General features: G+C 48.0%; 8 protein-coding genes. 2 read left to right on the top strand and 6 right to left on the bottom strand.

The features are described from left to right. Nucleotides 1-521 precede the first annotated feature (521 nt). The 6 genes from petJ to HWQ41_RS00770 form a co-directional block, all read right to left on the bottom strand. Nucleotides 522-866 carry a cytochrome c6 PetJ gene (gene petJ / locus HWQ41_RS00795; RefSeq protein ID WP_292758936.1) on the bottom strand — a complete coding sequence of 115 codons (345 nt, stop codon included), beginning with the start codon at nt 864-866 and terminating at the stop codon, nt 522-524. A 244-nt stretch (nt 867-1,110) separates the two neighbouring features. Beyond that, a complete protein-coding gene (petE, locus tag HWQ41_RS00790) occupies nt 1,111-1,530 on the bottom strand; it encodes a plastocyanin (RefSeq protein WP_292758933.1) in 420 nt (139 codons plus the stop codon). 387 nt (nt 1,531-1,917) lie between these two features. After that, nucleotides 1,918-2,409: a photosystem II cytochrome c-550 gene (psbV, locus tag HWQ41_RS00785; RefSeq protein WP_292758930.1), complete on the bottom strand. Its 492-nt coding sequence runs from the start codon at nt 2,407-2,409 to the stop codon at nt 1,918-1,920. A gap of 131 nt (nt 2,410-2,540) precedes the next feature. Further along, nucleotides 2,541-2,756 carry a hypothetical protein gene (locus HWQ41_RS00780; RefSeq protein ID WP_292758927.1) on the bottom strand — a complete coding sequence of 72 codons (216 nt, stop codon included), beginning with the start codon at nt 2,754-2,756 and terminating at the stop codon, nt 2,541-2,543. Between the two features lie 157 nt (nt 2,757-2,913). Further along, nucleotides 2,914-3,750: a carbohydrate ABC transporter permease gene (locus tag HWQ41_RS00775; RefSeq protein ID WP_292758924.1), complete on the bottom strand. Its 837-nt coding sequence runs from the start codon at nt 3,748-3,750 to the stop codon at nt 2,914-2,916. After that, nucleotides 3,747-4,655 (bottom strand): carbohydrate ABC transporter permease, encoded by a 909-nt coding sequence (locus tag HWQ41_RS00770; RefSeq protein ID WP_292758921.1) that lies wholly within the window; start codon nt 4,653-4,655, stop codon nt 3,747-3,749. The genes HWQ41_RS00775 and HWQ41_RS00770 overlap by 4 nt, the downstream gene beginning before the upstream one ends. A 326-nt stretch (nt 4,656-4,981) precedes the next feature. Between HWQ41_RS00770 and HWQ41_RS00765 the strand changes: the two genes are divergently transcribed. After that, the gene (locus tag HWQ41_RS00765; RefSeq protein ID WP_292758918.1) at nt 4,982-20,980 is read left to right on the top strand and encodes an SDR family NAD(P)-dependent oxidoreductase; all 15,999 of its coding nucleotides are present in this window, start codon (nt 4,982-4,984) and stop codon (nt 20,978-20,980) included. 12 nt (nt 20,981-20,992) lie between these two features. Continuing rightward, nucleotides 20,993-22,138, top strand: coding sequence for a MupA/Atu3671 family FMN-dependent luciferase-like monooxygenase (locus tag HWQ41_RS00760; protein ID WP_292758894.1), 1,146 nt, complete (start codon nt 20,993-20,995; stop codon nt 22,136-22,138). Nucleotides 22,139-22,189: the final 51 nt, after the last annotated feature.

Here is a 22,189-nt window from a genome sequence, read left to right as displayed (position 1 = left end):
TTTGGCGGGGTGGGGTTCTTCGGGTTTAATAAGTAATCAAGCGGACATGATATAAAATATCGTTTTTAGCAATTGACAAACTGGCGATCGCTAGTTCGTCATATATATATAAGCTGTTATGTATACAACTTGCACAATCAGGGCGAGCAAGATGCCCACCCCACAACCATGTTGAAAAAATATTAGTGCAAATTAAAGGCGCAACAGCTTAACTAACTTTGAAGTTCGTTAGAAAGTTCTAAGAAGGAAATGCACTGAGGGATTTCCAACAAATAAATTCTCCAATGTTATGGGTTGGGCGTTTCGCCCGCCAGTAATTAACGTGAGTTCGACAAGTCTTATTTGACCTCTCAAGAGCAGCCCCTCTCCGACGCCCAGAGGGGAGCAAAAAGCTTAATTTTTCGTTGCTCCTCCCTTTCCGTTTCGGAGAGGGAGGCTGTCCGGGAGAGGTTCATCGAACTCACGTTAATTAAAGGCAGCGAAAAACGCCCACCCGACAATAAGTAGACGGTATAGCTACTTTACCAGCCTTGTTCTGCATTCTGAAAAACGTAAGCAGCTACCTCCAGAATATCCTCAGAATTTAACTTGCCTTTAAAGGCAGGCATGGCATTTTTACCATTTTGCACTTGGTGGATAATCGCCTGGATTGAGTCGCGATTATAATTTTCTAGGTACTTTGACAATGCTTCCTTTTTTAAGGTTTTCTGGCTAATCAGGATGTTACCGCCACCTATATGGCAAGAAGCGCAGTTAGCCTCGAAAATTTTAGCACCGTTAGATGTTTCGGCAGCTAATGCTGGACTAATGAATGTCAATTTGAATAGGGCGATCGCTAACAGTAGAATTAATAAAAGTATTCTCAAGAAAATTTCCTCGCAACAAGCCTCCAGCAAGAGTATAAACGCGATTAATCCCTGATTAAGTCAAATTTGATCAAAATTGGCGGTAACGAGTTCACCCCTCAATCGCTACAGGTTACTTAGCGTCTTAGGCGGGGATAGGACTCGTTACCGCTATTTATCGATTGTGTGCGTCACTCTAGAAGTGTGGCGTGTTGCTATGAGCTAATTTCACGGAGAAATCATCTTGTGTCAAACAACGGTGTTTCTAGCCTTCGACAGTGATTGTACCAATCATGCCAGCACCACGGTGAGGTTCACAGTAGAAGGTGTATTCACCAGCAGGTGCGTCTGCGGGGAAGGTGGTTGTTTCCTTTTGACCAGGACTCATAAGCAACTTCTTATGAGACAGAGATTTTGCTAAATCAGCGCTTTTCGTGGGGTTTTTAGCAGCATCAAACACAACATTATGGGGAGGAACTTTGTTGTTCACCCATTCAATTGTGTCACCTGGTTTAATTGTCAACTTTTTCGGTTCAAATGCTAGCAGTCCTTTATCGCTGCCTAATTTCACCTTGTAAGTTTCAGCCGCAGCGCTGGGAGTAAAAACAGCGAAGCTGCTAACAACTAAAAGGATTGTCAACACAGCTAAACTAAGGCGTCGCCAGCTTGCCGAAATCAATTTCATGGCTCTCTCCTAACAAACAATTTTTTTCCTTTCTCATTTTAAATAAAATCAACGCCAAATATGACAATCTGTCATAGATACATTTTTTTTTTAAGAATGGGGAGCAATTTATTGCAAAAAGCTGTGCAATCAGTAATAAATACTAGACTGCCATAGCACAAAAAGCCTGTGAAGAAAGGTAAACAGTAAAATAAGAGATTTTTATTTTTTCTTTGGGAATATCCTGACTTTTCAAAAATTTTCCGTGCCCTAACCAGGAACCTTTTGTGCTGCTGTGAGAACGAAAGCAGCTAAAGTTTGGTGAAAACTGGGGAATAGGGAATGGGGAATGGATTTTTCCCTATTCCCTATGCCCTATTCCCAATGACTCAGTAGTAATTCAAGGATTTAGTAATAGATTTTTCCGCCTCCCCACTTAGTGCCAACGATTTTGGGTTGTAAAAGAATATGACCGGCGATCGCCTCCAAGTCATCATCCGTCAGATTTCGCACTGCTGTGAAAATATCTGCGCTTTTGATACTGGGGTGTATTTCGGAAATCTCTTCTTCCCCGTCGTAAGTAGTGGGATTTTTCAGGTAATCCACTAAGCCTTCAACGTTGTTACGGTTGGGTGTTGCCAGTGCCAGATCCTCTGGAGTCAGTCCCACGTTCTGGTTTGTCTTGGTAACTCCACCAGCATGACATTGGGCGCAAGCGTAATTAAATAAGCGTTTGCCTTCTTTGACTTGTTTAAGGCTGAGTACGACGGTATCACCTTGAGTATTTAATGGTACTGTTCGGGTAGCTTCATCCAGTTCCACTGCTGTCGCGCTACCGACAATCAACTGAAACGAGAGTAAAACAGTAACCACAACAACGCCAATTAGTCTTCTAAACATGTTTCCCCTTAAAGATTTTGACGCTCAACACAGCTAAGAAAGCGATTCTCAATCTCCAAGCTGCTAATTGCTAATGACTCATTGTTTTTTGTCATTAGCTATCAGTGATTAGCCAAAGCCGAGATAACCCTTCAGGTGACCTCGTGATCACCCACCGAGTCGCTAGTACCTTTTGGGCGTATTTCAGACGATATTTGGGAAATAATTGCCTTTGCATCTTCTAACGCCAAACGGGTCTTTTGGTGTTTGTAGGCGATTCCCAGTTGGTTGCACAGAGAAAACACTTTTTCTACAGGAACGCTGTAGTCGGCTGCTATCTCTGCGATTGATAGGTCTGCAAAACCCATAATGCTTATTAACTGATAGATAGAGATTGAGTCGCTGTAATACCAATATCACGTTAGGAGTGCAATTTGTTGCCCAAAATACTGTTTAGGGAATGGGGCATGGGGCATTGGGCATTGGGCATGAGGCATTGGGATGGGGGAGAATGACTAATGCCTATTAACCTTTTCCCCCGGTAAAGGTGACGCTTTGAATAAAGTAACGATTAAAAAAGGCGTAAATGCCTAAAGCTGGTAGGGTAAAGACCATAGAAGCCGCCATAATGTAGTTCCAATAGCTGATGTATTGACCTTTGAAGGTGTTCAGCCCCAAGGGGAGGGTAAACATTTCTGGGTCAAAGAGGATAACTATAGGCAGTAAAAAATTATTCCAACTCCCCATGAACACAAAAACCGCCTGCGCTGCTAGTGCTGGTTTTGCCAAAGGTAAGACAATATGTCGGAATATCCCAAAGGTATTTAAGCCATCCAGTTGAGCGGCTTCTTCTAGTTCTTTAGGAAAATTAACGAAAAATTGCCGCATCATGAAGATAAAAGTAGCATTGACCATGCTAGGCACAATCATGCCTTGGTAAGAATTTAGCCAGCCGATCGCTTTCAAAATCAAAAATGTTGGAATTAGGGTGATTTGCGCCGGTACTGCCAGTACTGTCAAAATTAGGAAGAACCAAAAGCGCTTGCCTACAAAGCGCAGTCTTGCCAAGGCATAACCAGCCATTGAATTTAACAACAAATTTAAAAGCGTGACGCTGACAGCGATCGCCACACTGTTGAACAACCAGCGCCAAAATAGCGGTTCTTGGAGAAAGATTTGCTTGTAGTTATCGAGAGTAAAATTCTTGGGGAAAAAGTTGGGTTCACCACTGACAATCTCTGATAGCGGCTTAAATGATGCTGAAAGTGCCCAGAGAAAGGGAATTATGGTAACGATCGCATAGAGTGTCAGCAAGATGTACAACAGGGCTTTGAGCCAGGAGAAGCCAGAGATGTTAGTCAAATCCGTTCACCTCCAAAAAGTCGCCGCTGAATTAAAGTGATGGCAATGATCACTGCTGCTAACAAAAATGCGATCGCGGCTGCATATCCCATTTGTAAATTCCGAAACACAGCTTGGTAAATTAGCAGCACCACAGTTAAGGTAGCGTTGTTTGGCCCGCCAGTACCGCCAGAGAAGATGTAAGACTGGTCAAAAAGTTGAAAAGTCCCAATTACCCCCACTGCTACCACAAAGAAGGTTACAGGCTTAAGGAAGGGAAGAGTAATGTGGATAAATTGCTGCCATCCATTTGCGCCATCGAGTTCCGCCGCCTCATAAAGTGTTTGGGGTATATCTTGCAACGCCGCCAGATAAATCACCATGAAAAACGGCGCGGTTGACCAAATGTTCATGATCATAATGCCTTTGAGCGCAACTGCTGGATCACCCAACCAGTTATAAGTAGGTAGTCCCACAAAAGCGAGAAAATCGTTTAGTAGCCCATCAGTGTTATAAATCCACATGAAGATGAGCGTCAGCACTGCTGAAGAAGTTACTGTGGGCAAAAAGTAGAGGATGCGCCACCAGTTTTTACCGCGAATCCCCGAATTCAGAGTTACCGCCAGAATTAAAGCCAGGATAGTTTGAGTTGGCACAACAATGGCTACATATTCGGCTGTGTTTCTCAAAGCAATCCAAACCCTTTGATCTTCAGCTAATCGCGTGAAGTTCCGAAAACCGATGAACTCGTACTCAATACCGCCAAGGAGTTGAACTTTTTGTAAGGAAAGAAAAACGGCGTAGAGAATGGGTAAGACTACAAAAGTCCCTAAGACCAGAATGGTGGGCATCATGAACATATACCCAGCCAACTCTTCGGTGATGTTCCACTTGGGGTTACTCCGTCGCCTGCTGATTTCAAACATTATTGAACCTCCACCTAATCTCGCACTAATCCGGCTGTAGCGATCGGTAGTGCATGATTATTTATCGTACTTCGTGTTCAGAACTCAAAACTTCGTTTTCAGAACTGAGAATGCCAAGCTTTTTTTAACCTTTACGCAAAGTGTTTCTTTAAAGAGCGATAATTACTGCTCAATGGCATTAAAAGCTATAACCCTTGTTCTCCATAGCTTAGAGCTTTTCTTAGTGCCATTCAGTACAGAGCATATTAAATTTAACTGTATACAGACACATGAATTTTTCGTGAGGTAATTATAAACTTTCATGTTAGTGTACTTAATAATATAGTATGAAAAGCTTGTACTGGTTAGGCAGTATGACTTGTAGCCCAGGTAGAAAAATGGTAGAAAAAGGCCACTTTGAGCTATGGCCGATTTTTAAAAATCACATTCTGTCAATTTTTAATGCTCCGAACTTCAAGGAGCAACCCAGAGTTATTGTTGAACTGGGCTGCGGTAATGGTCTACTGCTACAACAGATATACTTATGGATTCGAGATCATAGTCTTCGCGGTAATGTTCTGGATGAGCATGATCTGACACTAGTTGGTATTGAGCAATGCCCAGATTTAATTCGGACTGCAACTCGTAACCTTGGAGATATCCCCGCTGATGTCATTTCAATGCCTTTGAATTGCCCAGAGCAGATATTGCGTGAACTGGACGGTCGAATAACTGCGAACAAACAAGATATCTTGTTCGTTCAGTCCGTTTACCATCTCAACGATGAAGAATCTGACTTAAGCGACATCAGGCACATAACCGAATATAACAGGCAGATGTTGAGCCAGTGGAGCAACGTCGTGGGTCGTCACGGACTCATGATTTGCCAATCTCACCCTGTCTTACTGCAATTGATTAAGGACATCAATTATTTAAGCCACGACTTCAAGAACTTGCCAAACGAGGCGGTTCCCAAAACCAGCGATATCGGTGCTGAATCTTTCCTGATACTGGCAGCTAATGTTGGGTTATTTCCAGCTAGCCAACTGACATATCCAATTGATACATCGGTCGTGCATTTTAAGAAAGCGGACTATCGCATTCGCCACACTCGCTTATCAGATTTGCCCGCACTAGTGCAACTGGAAAAGGAATGTTGGTCGATCGAGTTGCAAGCTACATCTACCAACTTGGTCGATCGCCTGAACAATTATCCTGAAGGACAGTTAGTGCTGGAGTTGCCCGATTCTGATAATAATTACAAAGTCGTCGGGGCTATCTACTCACAGCGGATTGAAAGTGCCGATCAAATTCAAACCATAACCGCAAATCGAGTCTCCGAGTTGCATTCCCAGGACGGTTCTATTGTCCAGTTGCTGGCGGTAAACATTCTTCCCGAAGTTCAGGAGAGGAGACTTGGGGATCAGTTACTGGAGTTTATGCTTCAGCGGTGCAGCGCGATCGATGGTATCGAGTCTGTCGTGGCGGTCACGTTGTGCAAGGAGTTCCATCGCCACGAGTTTTCCTTTGAAAAGTACATCCGGCAGCGCAATGTCCGTGGTAAGCTAATCGATCCAATTTTGAGGTTTCACGAACTACACGGCGCGAACATTGAGTGTATTGTGGAAAATTATAGACCATTGGATCTAAACAATCAGGGGCATGGGGTACTCGTTCGCTATCCAATTGATCAGCGTAGACGTGACGATCAACGGATTAATGACGCAGCAAAGTGGGATGTTGAACCACAAGCATGGGACACCGAGTTGGCTACTGCATTTTTGGAAGCAACGGTTCAGTCCTGTCTGGGTGATGAAAAACGGAGTGGATACAAGTTTGATCGTCCCTTGATGGAGATGGGTCTTAATTCAGTCGATTTGCTGATTCTCAGCGAACAAATCAGCGATCGCTTCGGGCTTAATTTAGACCCAGCCTTCTTCTTCAGCTACACCACGCCCGAAAAGGTGTTGATGTTTCTGATCGAGAAGCAGACACTCTCGGTAACGCAGAATCAAAATGTCGCGTCCCCATTCGTCGCCCCTACAGATACTTTGTTGACGACTACTCCCAAATCAGCAAGATCGTGGCGAACCGAAGCAACCGACTCGGACGACGCGGTTGCCATTGTTGGGTTAGCCTGTCGGCTCCCCGGTGGCATTAACAATCCAGAATCGCTGTGGGATCTGCTCAAAAACGGTGGTTCAGTGATTGAGAAACTTCCAGAAGGACGTTGGCAATGGCCTAGGGACATCGACCCAGAAGGCAAGCACCAAGGTATCGATTGGGGTGGTTTTTTATCCCAAATCGATCTGTTTGACGCTGGCTTTTTCCGCATCAGTGCGATCGAAGCTCAGAGCATGGACCCGCAACAGCGAATCCTCATGGAATTAGCTTGGCAAACACTAGAAAACGCTGGCATCACTGCGAACAAAGTAGCTGGCAGCAGTACGGGAGTTTTTGTGGGTGCTAGTGGCTCTGATTACTGTCGGGTAATGGAGCGGGTAGGTATTCCGATAGAAGCTCACGTTGCAACGGGCACGTCGTTGGCGGCGCTGGCAAATCGCATCTCTTACTTTTTTGATTTGCGAGGCCCAAGCATCGTCATTGATACGGCGTGTTCCAGTTCGCTGATGGCAGTGCATCAGGCGGTTCAATCTATCCGAGCAGGTGAGTGCTTACAAGCACTTGTGGGCGGCATACATATCATGAGCCATCCAGCTAACAGTATTGCATATTACAAGGCTGGTATGTTGGCGCATGATGGCAAGTGCAAGACATTTGACGATCGCGCAGACGGGTACGTTCGCAGTGAAGGCGCTGTGATGTTTCTCCTCAAGCAATTGCATCAGGCAAAAGCAGATGGCGATCTAATTTATGCGACGATCAAGGGGTCAGCCTCGAATCATGGTGGACAGTCCGCCGGTCTCACCGTACCGAATCCGCAACAGCAGGCAGCACTCTTAACCAATGCCTGGAAAGCCTCTGGTGTAGACCCTAACACGATTAGTTTTATCGAAGCCCACGGAACGGGCACAGCCTTAGGAGATCCCATTGAGATCCAGGGAATTCAACAAGCTTTTTCGGAATGGAGTGAGACTCCCCAAGTCGCGATCTCCTGCGGTCTGGGTTCGCTCAAAACCAACCTGGGGCATTTGGAGGCGGCTGCGGGCATAGCAGGTCTGCTGAAAGTCGTGCTATGCCTCCAACATCAAGAACTGCCTGCAAATCAGCATTTCGGACATTTGAATCGTCATATCAATCTCTCCGGCAGCTCGTTTTATGTTGTGGATCAACATCAGAAGTGGGATCGCCCCAATGAATCTATTCCCCGACGGGCTGGTGTAAGTAGTTTCGGCTCTGGAGGTGCAAATGCTCACGTTGTGGTGGAAGAGTATGACGTAGGGTGCAGCGTTGAATTGGGGACTGGGGATTGGGGACTAGGGATTGGGGACTGGGAAGATAAGTCTGTGGATTCAGACCCCAACCAAATCTTGTTCGCGCAGCGTTCGCACGAGAAGAAATTTCTTGCCGAGTCCCCAGTAAAGAGTACCCAGTCCCGGAGCGGCCAGGATTCCCCAACTTCGGCCAAGCTTGTTGGGGAATCTTGGGCGCGACCTGTTGAAAAGGTGGATGACCGAACTTCTGAACCGTTTCTTTTCGTGCTGTCGGCTCAGAATATTGCACAGCTAAGGAATTATGTCAAGCAATTTGAGCAGTGGCTCAGTTCGCTCCCTGACGAGCAATGCTCCTTGGTAGAACTGACTCGGTTTCTGCAAAGCCACAGGCAGGCATTCGAGGAACGGCTGGCTGTGGTAGCCGCAAGTCGCGTTGACCTGGTTAATAAGTTGCGTCAATTTCCAGATATAGGCGAATCGGGTTTTCAAGGCAACATCAAGCATCCTAGTCGTGAGGTTAAGACTTTAATTCGGGGGACTTTGGGAGAACAGGTGATTCAAGCAGCGATCGCAGGGCGAGATTGGGAGCAGTTGGCAGCTCTTTGGGTCGCCGGAGTTTCCCTGGACTGGTGTTTGCTGAATGGAAATCAATTGCCGACGGCATCCTTAAAACATTGGCGGTTCTCTGTGCCGACCTATCCTTTTGCGAAGAATCGGTTTTGGCTTCCAGGCACAATGTCACTACAAGAGTCGGCTTTGCCAGATGCCAATGCTTCTGTCAAGCCAGAACAAGCTGATGAACAGTCTGCTTCTGAGGCGGAACTGTTTACGCTGAAGCTGGTTTGGCAACCAGTAGACATTTCAAACTACGAAAAATCTGACTCGAAGATGCCCGACGGTAAGACGGTGATTATCGGTGGCATCCCTGAGCAAAAGCAGGTTTTGCAAAGGTATTTTGCGCGATGCGAATTTATGGCGATCGCCACTGATGCGGATGTCCACGATCTCGTTGAGCAACTCAAGCTGCTGGGGCGGATTGCTCACATTATCTGGGTCGGAGCCAGTAATTCGGCCAGACATGACTTTCCTGAGAATCTTCTGGTTAATCAAGCAGGTGGTCTTCTACAAGTTTACCGTTTGCTCAAGGCGGCGGCGGTTATTTATGGAAACGAAGGGCTGCAATGGACTGCGATCGCACTACAAAGTCAAGCGGTCTTTTGTGGTGAAGATCCCGATCCCACCCAAGCGGGTATTCATGGATTTATCGGCAGTATAGCCAAAGAATTTCCCCAATGGAAATTTCGTCTGCTGGATATGGCTTCACCCGCAGATACATCATATAAATGGCCAGTGCCAGAAATGTTCGTCCCCTTTGATTCGGATGTGCGATCGCTGGCGTGGCGGGACGGCAAATGGTACAAACCGATCCTGGCAAAGCTATTTTTGTCAGAACCTGGTCGATCGGCCTATCGTGCCGGCGGTGTATACGTAGTCATCGGTGGTGCCGGAGGTTTGGGCGAGGTATGGAGCCGATATCTGAGCGAAAAATATCGAGCGCAGATCGTTTGGATTGGTCGCAGCCCATTGAATGAGACAATTCAGCAGAAACTAGAGGCGATCGCTAACTTGGGGCCAATGCCGAGATATATTTCGGCAGACGCAACAAGTCAGGAGGAACTTCAGCACGCCTATGAACAGATTAAACATGAGTTCGGCCAGGTGCAGGGTGTCGTTCATGCAGCGGTGGGTCTTTTCGATCGCAGTTTCAACGACACAGACGAAGCCAGACTCCGCACAGTTTTGTCTGCCAAAGTAGACGTGAGCGTGCGGCTGGCTCAGGTCTTTCACACCGAAGATTTGGATTTTGTTTTATTCTTCTCCTCCATTGAGGCGCTGTCACAAAGCGGCGGACTGAGTGGTTATGCCGCAGGCTGCGCCTTTAAGGATGCCTTTTCCCAGTGCCTCGCCAGCCGTTGGAACTGCCCAGTCAAGGTGATTCATTGGGGGCATTGGGCGATCGGCACCGGAGACAGAATCTCCCAGGCATCTAAGACTCGCCTTAAACAACGTGGCATCGGACTTCTAGAGTCTAGGGAGTCGATGCAGGCTTTAGAGTGCCTAGTGAGCAACAATCGCTTGAATCAGCTTGCTTTAATTAAGAGCGCAAGTGTCGAGGCAATCGATTGGTACGACGGGGGCGAATTTGTTGTTAGCTTCGAGGAAGTTGCGCCGTCAGTCATGCACGAGATTCGTCGCGACATTGATGCGCCGAACCAATTGGTCGGGCAACTACAGGCGGATAGCATCTTTCAATGCAAACAGATGCAGCCGCTTTTAATCCGCCTGCTGCGAACTAGCCTCAATGCACTAAACCTGCATTCGTCTGGTAGTGTACCTGACTTCTACGCAAAATGGCTGGCAGCTAGTAGGTCGATTCTTGCACAAAACGAAGCGGGGGCTGGACTCGAATCCCCGAACATAGTTTGGCAAGCCTGGAAGGAGGCTAGGGACAACTGGCCAGAAGCCGACAGCAAACAGCGGGCGTTTTCCTTAGTTGAGACCTGCGTTCGGGCGTTGCCAGAAATTCTATCCGGGCAGAAGCGAGGGACGGACAGTCTGTTCCCGAATGGTTCCCTACAGATTGTCGAAGGTATTTATCGTGACAATTCTGTTGCGGATTATTTTAACGAAGTGTTGGCAAAATCGCTACGGTCGGCGATCGAGGCGCGGTTGAGGCACGATCCACGCACAAAGCTGCGGATATTAGAAATTGGTGCGGGAACAGGCGCAACAACAAAAGCCGTGCTGTCCAAATTAGCCGGATTTGAGGATACCATTAGCGAATACCGCTACACCGATATCTCCAGAGCATTTCTTTTGCACGCCCAAGAGAAATTCATCCCTGACCATCCGTTTGTTGAAATCGGGATCTTTGACGTTGAACAGCCGTTGGCAGGACAGAAAATTGCAGCGGGTACTTATGACTTCGCGATCGCCACAAACGTGCTTCACGCGACTCGTGATATTCGGCAAACGCTGCGGAATTTAAAGGCTTGTCTGCGAACTAATGGTTTGATTTTGCTCAATGAGCTTTGCGACCAAACGCTGTTCGGTCATCTCACATTCGGGCTATTGGAGGGATGGTGGCGACATGAAGACCCAGAGTTGCGAATTGAGGGGACTCCGCTGTTGTCAGTTGACTCTTGGGAGCGAGTGCTGCAAACAGAAGGGTTTCAATGTCCCTGGTTCCCAGTGGCGATCGCGCGATCGCTCGGACAACAGGTGATCGTCGCCGAGAGTGATGGATTGGTACGGCAGAATCGCACGTCAGTTGGTAATGCGACTCGTACTGTTGAGAGTAGTTCTCGCGTCAGCAGTATAGGTGCAATCGACGAATCCGATGATACCAGCCTCCGCCAAAAAGCCACCCGGTTTTTCCAGCAACTAGTAGCCAAAATACTCCGCATGAACCCAGCACAAATCGAAGCTGATGAGCCGTTCCAGAGTTATGGAATTGATTCCATCCTAGTTGTGCAGATCACAGGTGCGCTACAAGAAAAATTTGGAGGAATTCATAGCACGTTACTTTTTGAAGTACAGACTCTCGGTGAACTAGTCAACTACTTCGCTGAGTACCGCCGCTCAGACTTGATCGCGCAGCTAAGTAATAATCGGGAATCTGCCGCTACACCAGATCCAAATGCAGCAAGTGAATCGCCGGATGCCAAACCTGCTGCCGTGATTTTTGCTACTAATACTTCCCAATTAGCTGCTCGGTCGAGAAGCAATACCACAGATGCGATCGCCATCATTGGGATCAGCGGTCGCTATCCGATGGCTAACGATCTGTCCACCTTTTGGGAGCGTCTGAAAGCCGGAACCGACTGTATTTCGGAAATTCCGCGCGATCGCTGGTCTTGGGAAGATCATTTTCATCCTCACGTCGAAGAGGCAGTCGAGCTTGGTAAGAGCTATTGCAAGTGGGGCAGCTTTCTGGATGATGCCAAGGAATTCGACGCCCAGTTCTTCGGTATTTCCCCGCACGAAGTGGTAAACATCGATCCCCAGGAGCGAATTTTTCTTCAGGCGGCATGGGAAGCATTGGAGGACGCCGGTCACACCAGGCAGATGCTGGAATCCCAATATCAACAGCAAGTCGGCGTATTTGTCGGCGTTACCAGAACCGGATTCGATCTCTACGGACCTGAACTCTGGAGACAAGGTAAGATCGGACACCCCCACACATCTTTTAGTTCGATCGCCAATCGCTTGTCGTATTTTCTGAATCTTCGCGGGCCTAGTATGCCGATCGATACCATGTGTTCTTCATCGCTCACAGCAGTGCATGAAGCTTGCCAACACCTTCAAAATGGTTCAGTGCAACTCGCATTTGCTGGCGGTGTCAATCTCTATCTGCATCCATCCAGCTACAACATTCTGTGTGCCAGCAAAATGCTATCTAAAGATGGTCGTTGCAAGAGTTTCGGCAACCACAGCAATGGTTTTGTTCCCGGCGAAGGTGTGGGGGTGGTATTACTGAAGCCGTTGTCTCAAGCGATCGCCGATCGGGACAACATCTACGCCGTAATTCGCGGCACTCATGTCAATCATGGAGGTAAAACCAACGGCTATACAGTGCCCAATCCCAAAGCACAGGCAGAACTAGTGTTTGAGGCGCTAGAAAAGTCTGGGGTCGATGCCAGAGAGGTGAGCTACATCGAAGCGCATGGAACGGGAACTGAACTTGGCGATCCGATTGAAGTTGCGGGTCTGACTAAGGCGTTTCAACGGCATACTCAAGACACAAGCTTTTGCGCCATAGGCTCTGTTAAATCCAACGTCGGTCATCTGGAGGCGGCATCTGGAATCGCGGGTTTGACCAAAGCGATCTTGCAACTCAGGCACAAGCAACTCGTTCCAAGTCTGCACGCTGACGAACTTAATCCGAATATCGACTTTCCTCAGACACCGTTCTACGTGCAGCGTCATCTTCAGCATTGGCCGCAACCGATCGTAGAAGTAGACGGAAAAACGAAAACAGTCCCTCGCATCGCTGGCGTATCGTCCTTTGGGGCTGGCGGTGTCAACGCCCATGTTGTTGTGGAGGAATACGACGAGGAGCCAACCAGCGAGTCCGAAATCGGTGACGCACCAGTATTAATACTGCTATCTGCGAGAAATAACGGGCGTTTGGCTGCATACGCCAATAAACTGCATCAGTTTCTAGAAGCAGGTGCGGTGAATCTCCAAAACCTAGCTTATACCTTGCAAGTGGGGCGTGAGGCACTACAGTCGCGGATTGCCATAATCGTATACTCGCAATCCGATGCGATCGCCAAACTTGATGCTTTTATTAAAGGTAAATCCGATATTGATGACTGCTATGTGGGGCTAGCTGGTAAAGATAAAGCTACAGTTCTCAAGTGGAATTCTGACCCCGATTTGCTCAAACAAATAACAGCTTGGACTGAAGAAGGCTGTTACCCTCGTCTAGCGGAACTCTGGGTCAAAGGCGTAAATATTGATTGGTCAAGGCTTCGTCGCACATCGACCATTTCCCCCCGGCGAATTTCGCTGCCAACCTATTCTTTTGACAGAAAACGGTATTGGTTGGAACTGGAAGACAACCAGTCTAGCCAAATTACTCCGACAGTAAATACACAGGCGGCAAGCGGTGAAGAAAGTAGCAAAGCCATTGATTTGAACGACCAACAGCAGACAGTAGATTCACCTAAAACTAGGAAGTTAATTACTTTGGTGGACACTGACAAGGTTCAGCGCGACAGAGTTAATCGCCGGAATCGACAACCGATTCGCCTGAGCGATCCAGCCGAACTTATACCGCAGACCAAAGTAACGTCCTCTTTTCTCAGTCTTTCCCCTAAGCTTCAGGGAATAGTCGAAATTAGGATCGCTGCCGCCGATCGTCCCTTAGATGCTTCCAGGCTCAGTACTGAGCTAAGGGATAAGATGCGATCGCTCGCCTTGAGCGACGAGGTGCGTGTCTTATTGCTGGTTGACGATCGCGGCTTGTTTTCCAGCAGCATAACTCACGACGATGTGCCAGTCATGCGGGCGTTGATTGGTTTTCTCCTGGAGTTAGAATTACCTCTAATTGCGTTACTTAAAAGTGATATTCGCGGATCGGGTTGGAACTTAGCTAGCCTCTGTGATTTCCTCATCTTCCGTGAAACAGGTCAGTTTTGTCACCGAGGTTTGACCGATCGCGATCGCTCGATAATTGAGGAGCGATTTGGCAAATTATTCGCGTCTCGATTTTTTGCTGTGCCACATCTGTGTAGCGGACAGGCATTAGCAGAAATGGGTCTGGACTGCCTGGTTGCTGCCGACGATCGGCTCGACGATCTTGCCCGCGATCTCGCAGGTCAAATTTCTCACTCACCGCAACGCTCGCTGATTGAATTGAAAAAACAGCTATCACGTAGCGTCCAAAGCCTGGTGGGTCATGCCTATTTCCCATCTCCAGCCAATAGCAATATCGGGTTGAGTGGCGTGTCGGCAGTTCCATTCTTTACCCACCAGGATCTAAAACGAATGGTGGAGGAAAATGACCAATGGCTTGACAGTCCTACCTTAGTGGCTACGTACTGCGGTGTAGTTCACGTCCATAGATTTTTGAACGGCGTTGTGCAGGTTACGCTTGCCGATACAGCCAATAAAAATATGTTCTCCAACGCCTTTAGCGAAGGATTAACTCAAGCGTTCGAGCATATTGAAAGTGTGCCCACTTATAAAGTTGTCGTACTCATTGGTTACAACCAATACTTCGCGTGTGGTGGAACAAAAAGCGGCTTGCAAGACATATATAACGGCAGGGCGCGATTTACCGACAACGATATTCACAGCCTGCCCCTGCGATGTCACCTACCTGCGATCGCAGCTATGCAGGGTCACGCGATCGGGGGCGGTTGGTCATTAGGGATGTTCTGTGACGTAAACATATTCAGCGAAGAAAGCATCTATCAAACTCCTTATATGCAGTACGGCTTTACCCCTGGAGCGGGATCGACGCTGATTTTTCCTGCACGTTTGGGGCCAAACTTAAGTCGTGAAATTCTGTTCGGAGGACGAGAATACAAGGGAGCCGAGTTAAAAGGGCGAGGTATCACGATGCCTGTGCTTCCTCGTAGCCAAGTTCTTGGTTATGCCCTGAAGCTTGCTGATCATCTCGCCAAGTTTTCCCAAAACGAGCTTGTTCAGCGAAAAAACCAGGCAACCGCAGGGCTAAGGGATTTGTTGGACACGGTTCACACGCAAGAGTTGGCAATGCACGAGAAGACATTTGTTGGTCAATCCCAGGTGCTGAAAAACATTCACGAACGGTTCGATCGGAGTATTGAACTAGGGACTGGGGATTGGGAAGATAAGTCTGTGGATTCACACCCCAACCAACTCGTTATCCAGACACTCAGAGAAACGATCGCGGCGGAATTGTTTTTAGAAGCCGAGGAAATTGACGAAGATGCAAAGTTTGTCGATCTGGGACTAGATTCCATCTCTGCGGTCATGTGGATCAAACGCATCAACGTCAAGTTCGATCTCTCTCTCCCCGCCACGAAGGTTTACAGCTATCCAACTCTGCGAGAATTCGCCAACTACGTGCAGCAGTCTAGCAACGTCCTCAATGGTTTGAAGGAGCAGACAGCCACTCCCGAAGCGATGATCGTTGGCGATCGCGTTGAGAATTGTCCGCCTGCTCCGATGCCATCAAACAGAGAGTTACCCTCATCGCCATCGATTCTGAATATCCTCACCGAATCTCTGGCGGAAGAACTATTCATGGAAGCGAGCGACATCGACGAAGAGGCAAAGTTTGTTGACATGGGGATGGATTCCATTACTGCGGTCACGTGGATGAGGAAGATAAATCAGTTATTTGGATCTTCGGTGCCAGCAACGGATGTCTATAAATATCCTACACTCAGGGACTTTGCCCGCAACATTGAGCAAACCGTTGCCAGAATGCAGTCCAACAACGGTGCGGTGGCACTTCCCCCCAAAACAGTGTCAACTCACCAAAAAAGTGCTGAGTTAGAAATGAGAAAAAATACATCCTTGCTTCAATCCCCTAGTTTTAACGATGGGGTACTATTGGGCACTCAGCACGGACTAAACGCCCCGACATTACTCAGCACTACTGAAATACCGGAGCAGTCTCTGCCTACCCCTGCCGACAGAAATTCTTATAGCAGTGACGCGATCGCTGTTATCGGCATGGCAGGTCGATTTCCGCAAGCGAAAAATTTAGCAGAGTTTTGGGAGAACATCGCCAACGGCAGGAACTGTGTCTCGGAAATAGCAAGCGATCGCTGGAACCTTGCTGATTTCTATGACCCGGACAGGAATGCAGCAAACAAGACATACTGCAAGTCGATGGGTGCGTTGGAGGATATCGATCGGTTCGATCCCCTCTTTTTCCATATTTCCCCACGGGAAGCGGAATTTATGGACCCCCAGCAAAGGCTGTTTCTCCAAACTAGCTGGCAATGCATTGAAGATGCGGGATATAACCCCACATCCTTTGCAGGCAGCAAGTGTGGCGTATTTGTAGGCTGCGAAACCGGAGACTATGGAAAGATTGTGCAGCGATATGAGTTGAACGCTCTCGGATTGCTAGGCTCTTCTGCGGCACTACTCCCGGCAAGGATCTCCTATTTCCTCAACCTCCAGGGGCCTTGTATGGCGATCGACACAGCCTGCTCTGCATCCCTAGTTGCCATAGCCAACGCCTGCGACAGCCTGGTACTGGGTCACTCCGATGCAGCCTTGGCTGGAGGAGTCTACGTCCTCTCCGGGCCGGAAATGCACATTATGATGAGCAAGGCTGGTATCTTGTCACCCGATGGCAGATGTTTCACCTTTGATCAGCGTGCTAACGGCTTTGTACCGGGCGAAGGCGTGGGCGTCGTGTTACTCAAACGCCTTGCCGATGCCGAAAAAGACGGTGATAACATCTGCGGTGTGATTCGAGGCTGGGGGGTGAATCAGGACGGCAAGACCAATGGAATTACAGCACCTAACGGACAGTCACAGCAACGATTGCAGAAAGAGGTCTACGAACGGTTTCGGATTCAGCCAGCAGACATTCAACTGGTTGAGGCGCACGGTACAGGAACGCGACTCGGCGATCCGATTGAGGTAGAAGCGTTATGCGAAACCTTTCGTGAGTTCACCAATAAAGAAAAGTTTTGTGCGATCGGGTCGCTCAAAAGCAACATCGGTCATCTCGCCACCGCCGCAGGGGTGGCTGGGGTGATCAAAGTGCTGCTTGCCATCAGGAATAAAAAACTCCCGCCGACAATCAACTATGAATCGTTAAACGAACACATCAATCTTGAGCGCTCCCCGTTTTACATCAATACAGAATGTACAGACTGGATTGTTGATGCAGAGCCTCGTCGTGCTGCCATCAACTGTTTTGGCTTTAGCGGTACGAACGCACATCTGGTCATTGAGGAATATGTTAATCGGAGCGATCAACATCCAGCTATCACAGATGTTGCACCCGCTCAACCTTATCCGATCATACTTTCCGCTAGGAACGAACAGCGCCTGTGGGAATATGCAGAACAACTGCTAAAACACCTGGAATCACAAACGCAACCTGGCGAACAGCCAACCGCCTTGGGATATCGGCTATGTGACCTTGCGTACACATTACAAGTGGGGCGCGAACCGATGGATGCCCGTCTAGGATTTGTTGCTGACACCTTGACTGAAGTAGGGCAGAAACTGCGCCGCTTTCTTGACCGCAGTGCATCTACTCCCCTGAAAAGTTTTGATGGTATCTATTGTGGCTTAGTTGGATCGGATTCCTCAGATTTTATAAAATTTGCCGCTGATGGTGACATTGTGACGACGACTAATTCTTGGTTGTCTCAACGAAAATACTCCAAGGTAATGGAACTATGGGTGCGAGGTGTGGCGATTGACTGGACGCAGATTTATACCACTGGTGTAACAGCGCCAAAGCGGATTCGCCTGCCAACCTATCCATTTGCCAGAGAGCGTTACTGGATTGGCAAAGAGATGGGAGCGATCGCGGATTTATCGGCCAAAAAATCAGAATTTGCCGATCGTCTCGACTCAGCCAGTCAACTTGAGTGGACTCCCGAAGCACTTACCGAGAACATTCCGTGGAGTGATCGCTTTGCTGATTATCAAGACCAAAAAATCGTCATCGTCTACGCCAGCGATCGGGACAAGGAAGGGATCTGTAGTCTTGTGAGACAAATTGAGGCTTCCGTTGGGCTGGAGCGATCGCTAAACTTGCAATGTCTTAGCTTCGACGCACTCGCCACTGTTCCCATTGGGCAACCATTCGATGTTGTTCTTGCCGTGGAATCTAAAGATGATACCGCACGCAACTATTTTGAGATCCTTGGCGAATGGTTAAAATCCCAGCAAGGATTGTTTGATACATATTATCTAACTGCCAATACCGAAGGTTTTGGAGATATAGAAAACGATCCGGCGACGGGCGCGATCGCAACATCGCTCTCTAACAATTGTCGAATCATTAGTGTGCAGCAGGGTACATCCTGTGCAGAGAAGTATCAGCTTCTCCTGCGGGAATGGTTGAGCCGCAACCCATTGGATGAACAGCCGAGATTGGAATGGGTACGCTACGATGGAGTCGAACGATTCGTTTTGCGTCGCCCTAAATACCAGCCTGTAGAGTCTGGGGAGAAATCAAAGCCCCCCTATTCGATCCAGAAAAAGTGGAAACAAGGCGCTGTTCGACCTACAGAAACCTCGTCTTTTCAGGGCGGGATGCTGATTTTGGTAAACGAAGAAACCGCCGATTTGGGGCAACGTTTATTCAGTCAACAACAGGCTGTGATTGTCTACTGTGCAAATAATGACTGTTACCGAAATCGTCAGATATCAGGACAGATACTTGATTTTCGCGATTCCTCCTGCGGATTGGAAAGTGCAAAGACGATCCTTTCACAACTTGAGCGGATTCGCATCGTTGTCGATCTCAGCGCTCTCTACGAAAGTTCTAAGGATTGCGATCAAGATGCACTGGGAAAAATTGCGTTTTATCAACGGCTGATAACTGTCAGTTCCGATCTGGACATATTATATGTCACAAAGGGGTTGCAGCATTTCCGCTCAGATACGATTAGTCTTGCCGGAGCGAAACTTGCCGGACTGATCAAGGTACTGAGTGCCGAACACGCATACGTCACATCTCGACATATCGATATTGATGCAGCGATGCTCCGTAATCCAGGGTTGCTCGAACAGGCACTCACTCAAGAGCTTACCGCTAACCTGGAAGAAACGGAAATTTGTTATCGCCAGCAAGAACGGTTCGTCCCATACCTGGAAGCTGAACTTGCAGAACCAAGGGCGGATTTCTCGATTCGTAGCGACGGAGTTTACGTGATCAGCGGCGGAACGGGAGGAATCGGGCTGGAAATAGCCGATTATCTTGTCGCCAAAGGCGCGAGGAAACTCGTCTTGATGGGACTGAACCCGCTACCACCCAAAACAAAATGGGGGGACGATCGCGAACAATATTCTGAACACCTAAAGGTGAAACTTGGCAAGCTAGCCTCGTTAGATCGCCAGGTTGAGCATTTGAGCATATATACGGGATCGTTAACCGAACCTCAGCAGTTAGCGAACTTCTTTGCTGAAATTCGCGATCGGGTTGGTTCGATCATCGGTGTGATTCACAGTGCTGGTATCACTTCTGACTTCAAAAAGCCCGCTTTCGTAGCCAAAGATTTGGCTGGCATAGCTGCCGTCCTCGAACCCAAAATAGCAGGACTCGAAGCACTTGCCACCGTTTTTGCGAACGACACCCTCGACTTCTTCGTGGCCTTCTCTTCATTGACGGGATTAATCCCTCGGTTCGCAAAGGGAAGTTGCGACTACGCCTTGGCAAATGCTTATGTTGACTGGTTCATGGCTTATCAAAACACTCAAAATCATAAACGGGGTTATAAGTCAATTACCTGGGTGGACTGGCACGAAACTGGAATGGCGGCACGGGCACCATCATGTATCTTTAAAGCCATGCAGAACAATCTTGATAAAATTGGCTTGTTTACACATTCCAACCAAGTTGGTAAGGTCTTATTTGAACTTGCGCTTCAGCAGAAGGAAGCAGCCTGGGTTCTGAATACTGAGCTAGACCCAACAAAGTTTGGTGAGGCTGCTCCCACGCTGCTTTTTGCGCGCGATCGCTCTGCAAGCAATTCTCAGACCGAGGTTTCAAGCATCCAGCACCAGATCGAGCAGTGGGAATCTCTGGTTCAGAAGCAAGGATTCATTGCCCCAGAATGCGTCACAAAGATCATCAGTTTGTCAGAAATCAAAAGGCTCGATCCGCAACTGATTCAACGCATTTACCGTCTGTTGTTTCCCCAAACTACTGCCAAAGCTTGCGACAACGACAGCCATGAAGCGATCGCCTTCAACGCTGCAAATGACTCCCAACCAAACCAGCCAGACGCACCCGCCATCGACGTGATTCGAGAGGTTGCAACTCAGGTTCTGAAACTCAAGGGAATTGATGATAACAAGAAGTTTCAAGATTATGGGCTGGATTCCATTTCGGCAACCCAACTCGCAATTCGCCTGGAAAAACGTCTTCAACAAGAAGTGCCACCCCAGTGGCTCCTTGACTTCCCGACAGTCAAGCTTTTGACCGACTGCTTGCAACGGCAGCCAGTGCCACTGGCAGTACACGGTGAATTGATTGCCAAGGCGCTCCAGAAGGCAGTGATGGAAGTATTGAAGATAGGCAGTATTGATTACAACCAGACTTTCCAGAACTACGGATTAGACTCCATTTCGGCAACCCAATTGGCAATTAAGCTTGAGAAGCAGTTGGAGCAAGAGATTCTGCCACAGTGGCTGATTGACTATCCAACGATTACATTGCTTGCTCGTCACTTAATTACCCAGAGATAAGTTGTAAAAAGCATGACTACTTCCATCGAAGAACTGCTCGGTCTACAGCCCCCGACTGCAAACTGTAAAAAGGAAAGTAAGAACCAAATTTCGTTCAGCTTGCTGTTTTTCTCTGACGTGAGGAAGGATGTGACGGACAAGCAGAAATATGAATTCGTGCGCGACATCACGGTGTTTGGCGATCGCGCAGGGTTTACGGCAATCTACATACCTGAGCGACACTTCTACGAGTTTGGTTCCATCTTCGCCAATTCGGCGGTGATGGCATCCTATTTGATTCCGCAGACGACCCGTATTCGGTTTAGAACAGCCGGGATTTCCCTACCTCTGCACCATCCGGCTGAAATCGTCGAGTGGTGGGCGATGAATGATATATTATCTGGTGGACGAGTGGATCTTGGTTTTGGGTCGGGATGGAACAAGCCGGATTTTATTTATGCGCCCGCAGAATATGCTGAACGACGCAAGATTTGTAGTGAGTGGATTCCGCTGGTGCAAAAGCTTTGGCGTGGCGAAACTGTCGCCTTTCCCGGCCCGGACGGTGAACTCATACCGATTGTGGTTTATCCACGTCCGCTGCAAAAGGAACTGAACGTCTGGCTGCTTATCACAAAGAATGATCACGGGTTTTTCTACGCAGGTCGTCAAGGCTACAACGTTTTCACCATGCTCTACGGAAATAACTTTGAAGCTATGCGAGAAAAGATCGCATTATATCGTCAGGGACGCAAGGAAGGGGGTCACGATCCCAAGGAAGGCATAGTAACCCTAATGTTACATACGTTGGTTCACGAAAGCCGTGACTTGGTGCATAAGGTTGTTGAATCACCCTTTAAGGCGTATATCAAAAGTTCTCTAGACGCGCACGTACAGGCACTGGATGAAAGAGGTGTAACGAATGAAGGTGTCTCAGCGAAAGAGAAGGCCAAAATACTCGATTACGCATATCAACGGTATGTTAAAACAGCAGCTATTTTCGGCACTGTGGACGACGGCAGGAAAGTCATTGATGAAGCGATCGCGATCGGTGTTAACGATATCGCCTGCTTGGTTGATTTCGGAGTGGATTACTCCTTGGTAAAGGAGTCGCTCTCCTACCTGGAACAATTGATTTCGCATTATAGCAACAGCCAAGGTGGTCAGGACATCAACAGATGATACAACTTAGACACAAAAAGACTTTTCACCCAGTCCCCAGTCCCCATTCCC

The sequence above is a fragment of the Nostoc sp. NOS(2021) genome, assembly GCF_017115025.1.
In the GTDB taxonomy this organism is placed as follows: Bacteria; Cyanobacteriota; Cyanobacteriia; order Cyanobacteriales; family Nostocaceae; genus Nostoc.
This window is presented reverse-complemented; position numbering and strand designations above follow the sequence as displayed.

Excerpts from the sequence above, each read along its gene's own strand:
- petE (WP_292758933.1), bottom strand. The coding sequence starts at position 1,530 with ATGAAATTGATTTCGGCAAGCTGGCGACGCCTTAGTTTAGCTGTGTTG.
- psbV (WP_292758930.1), bottom strand. The coding sequence starts at position 2,409 with ATGTTTAGAAGACTAATTGGCGTTGTTGTGGTTACTGTTTTACTCTCG.
- HWQ41_RS00780 (WP_292758927.1), bottom strand. The coding sequence starts at position 2,756 with ATGGGTTTTGCAGACCTATCAATCGCAGAGATAGCAGCCGACTACAGC.
- HWQ41_RS00770 (WP_292758921.1), bottom strand. The coding sequence starts at position 4,655 with ATGTTTGAAATCAGCAGGCGACGGAGTAACCCCAAGTGGAACATCACC.
- HWQ41_RS00765 (WP_292758918.1), top strand. The coding sequence starts at position 4,982 with ATGAAAAGCTTGTACTGGTTAGGCAGTATGACTTGTAGCCCAGGTAGA.
- HWQ41_RS00760 (WP_292758894.1), top strand. The coding sequence starts at position 20,993 with ATGACTACTTCCATCGAAGAACTGCTCGGTCTACAGCCCCCGACTGCA.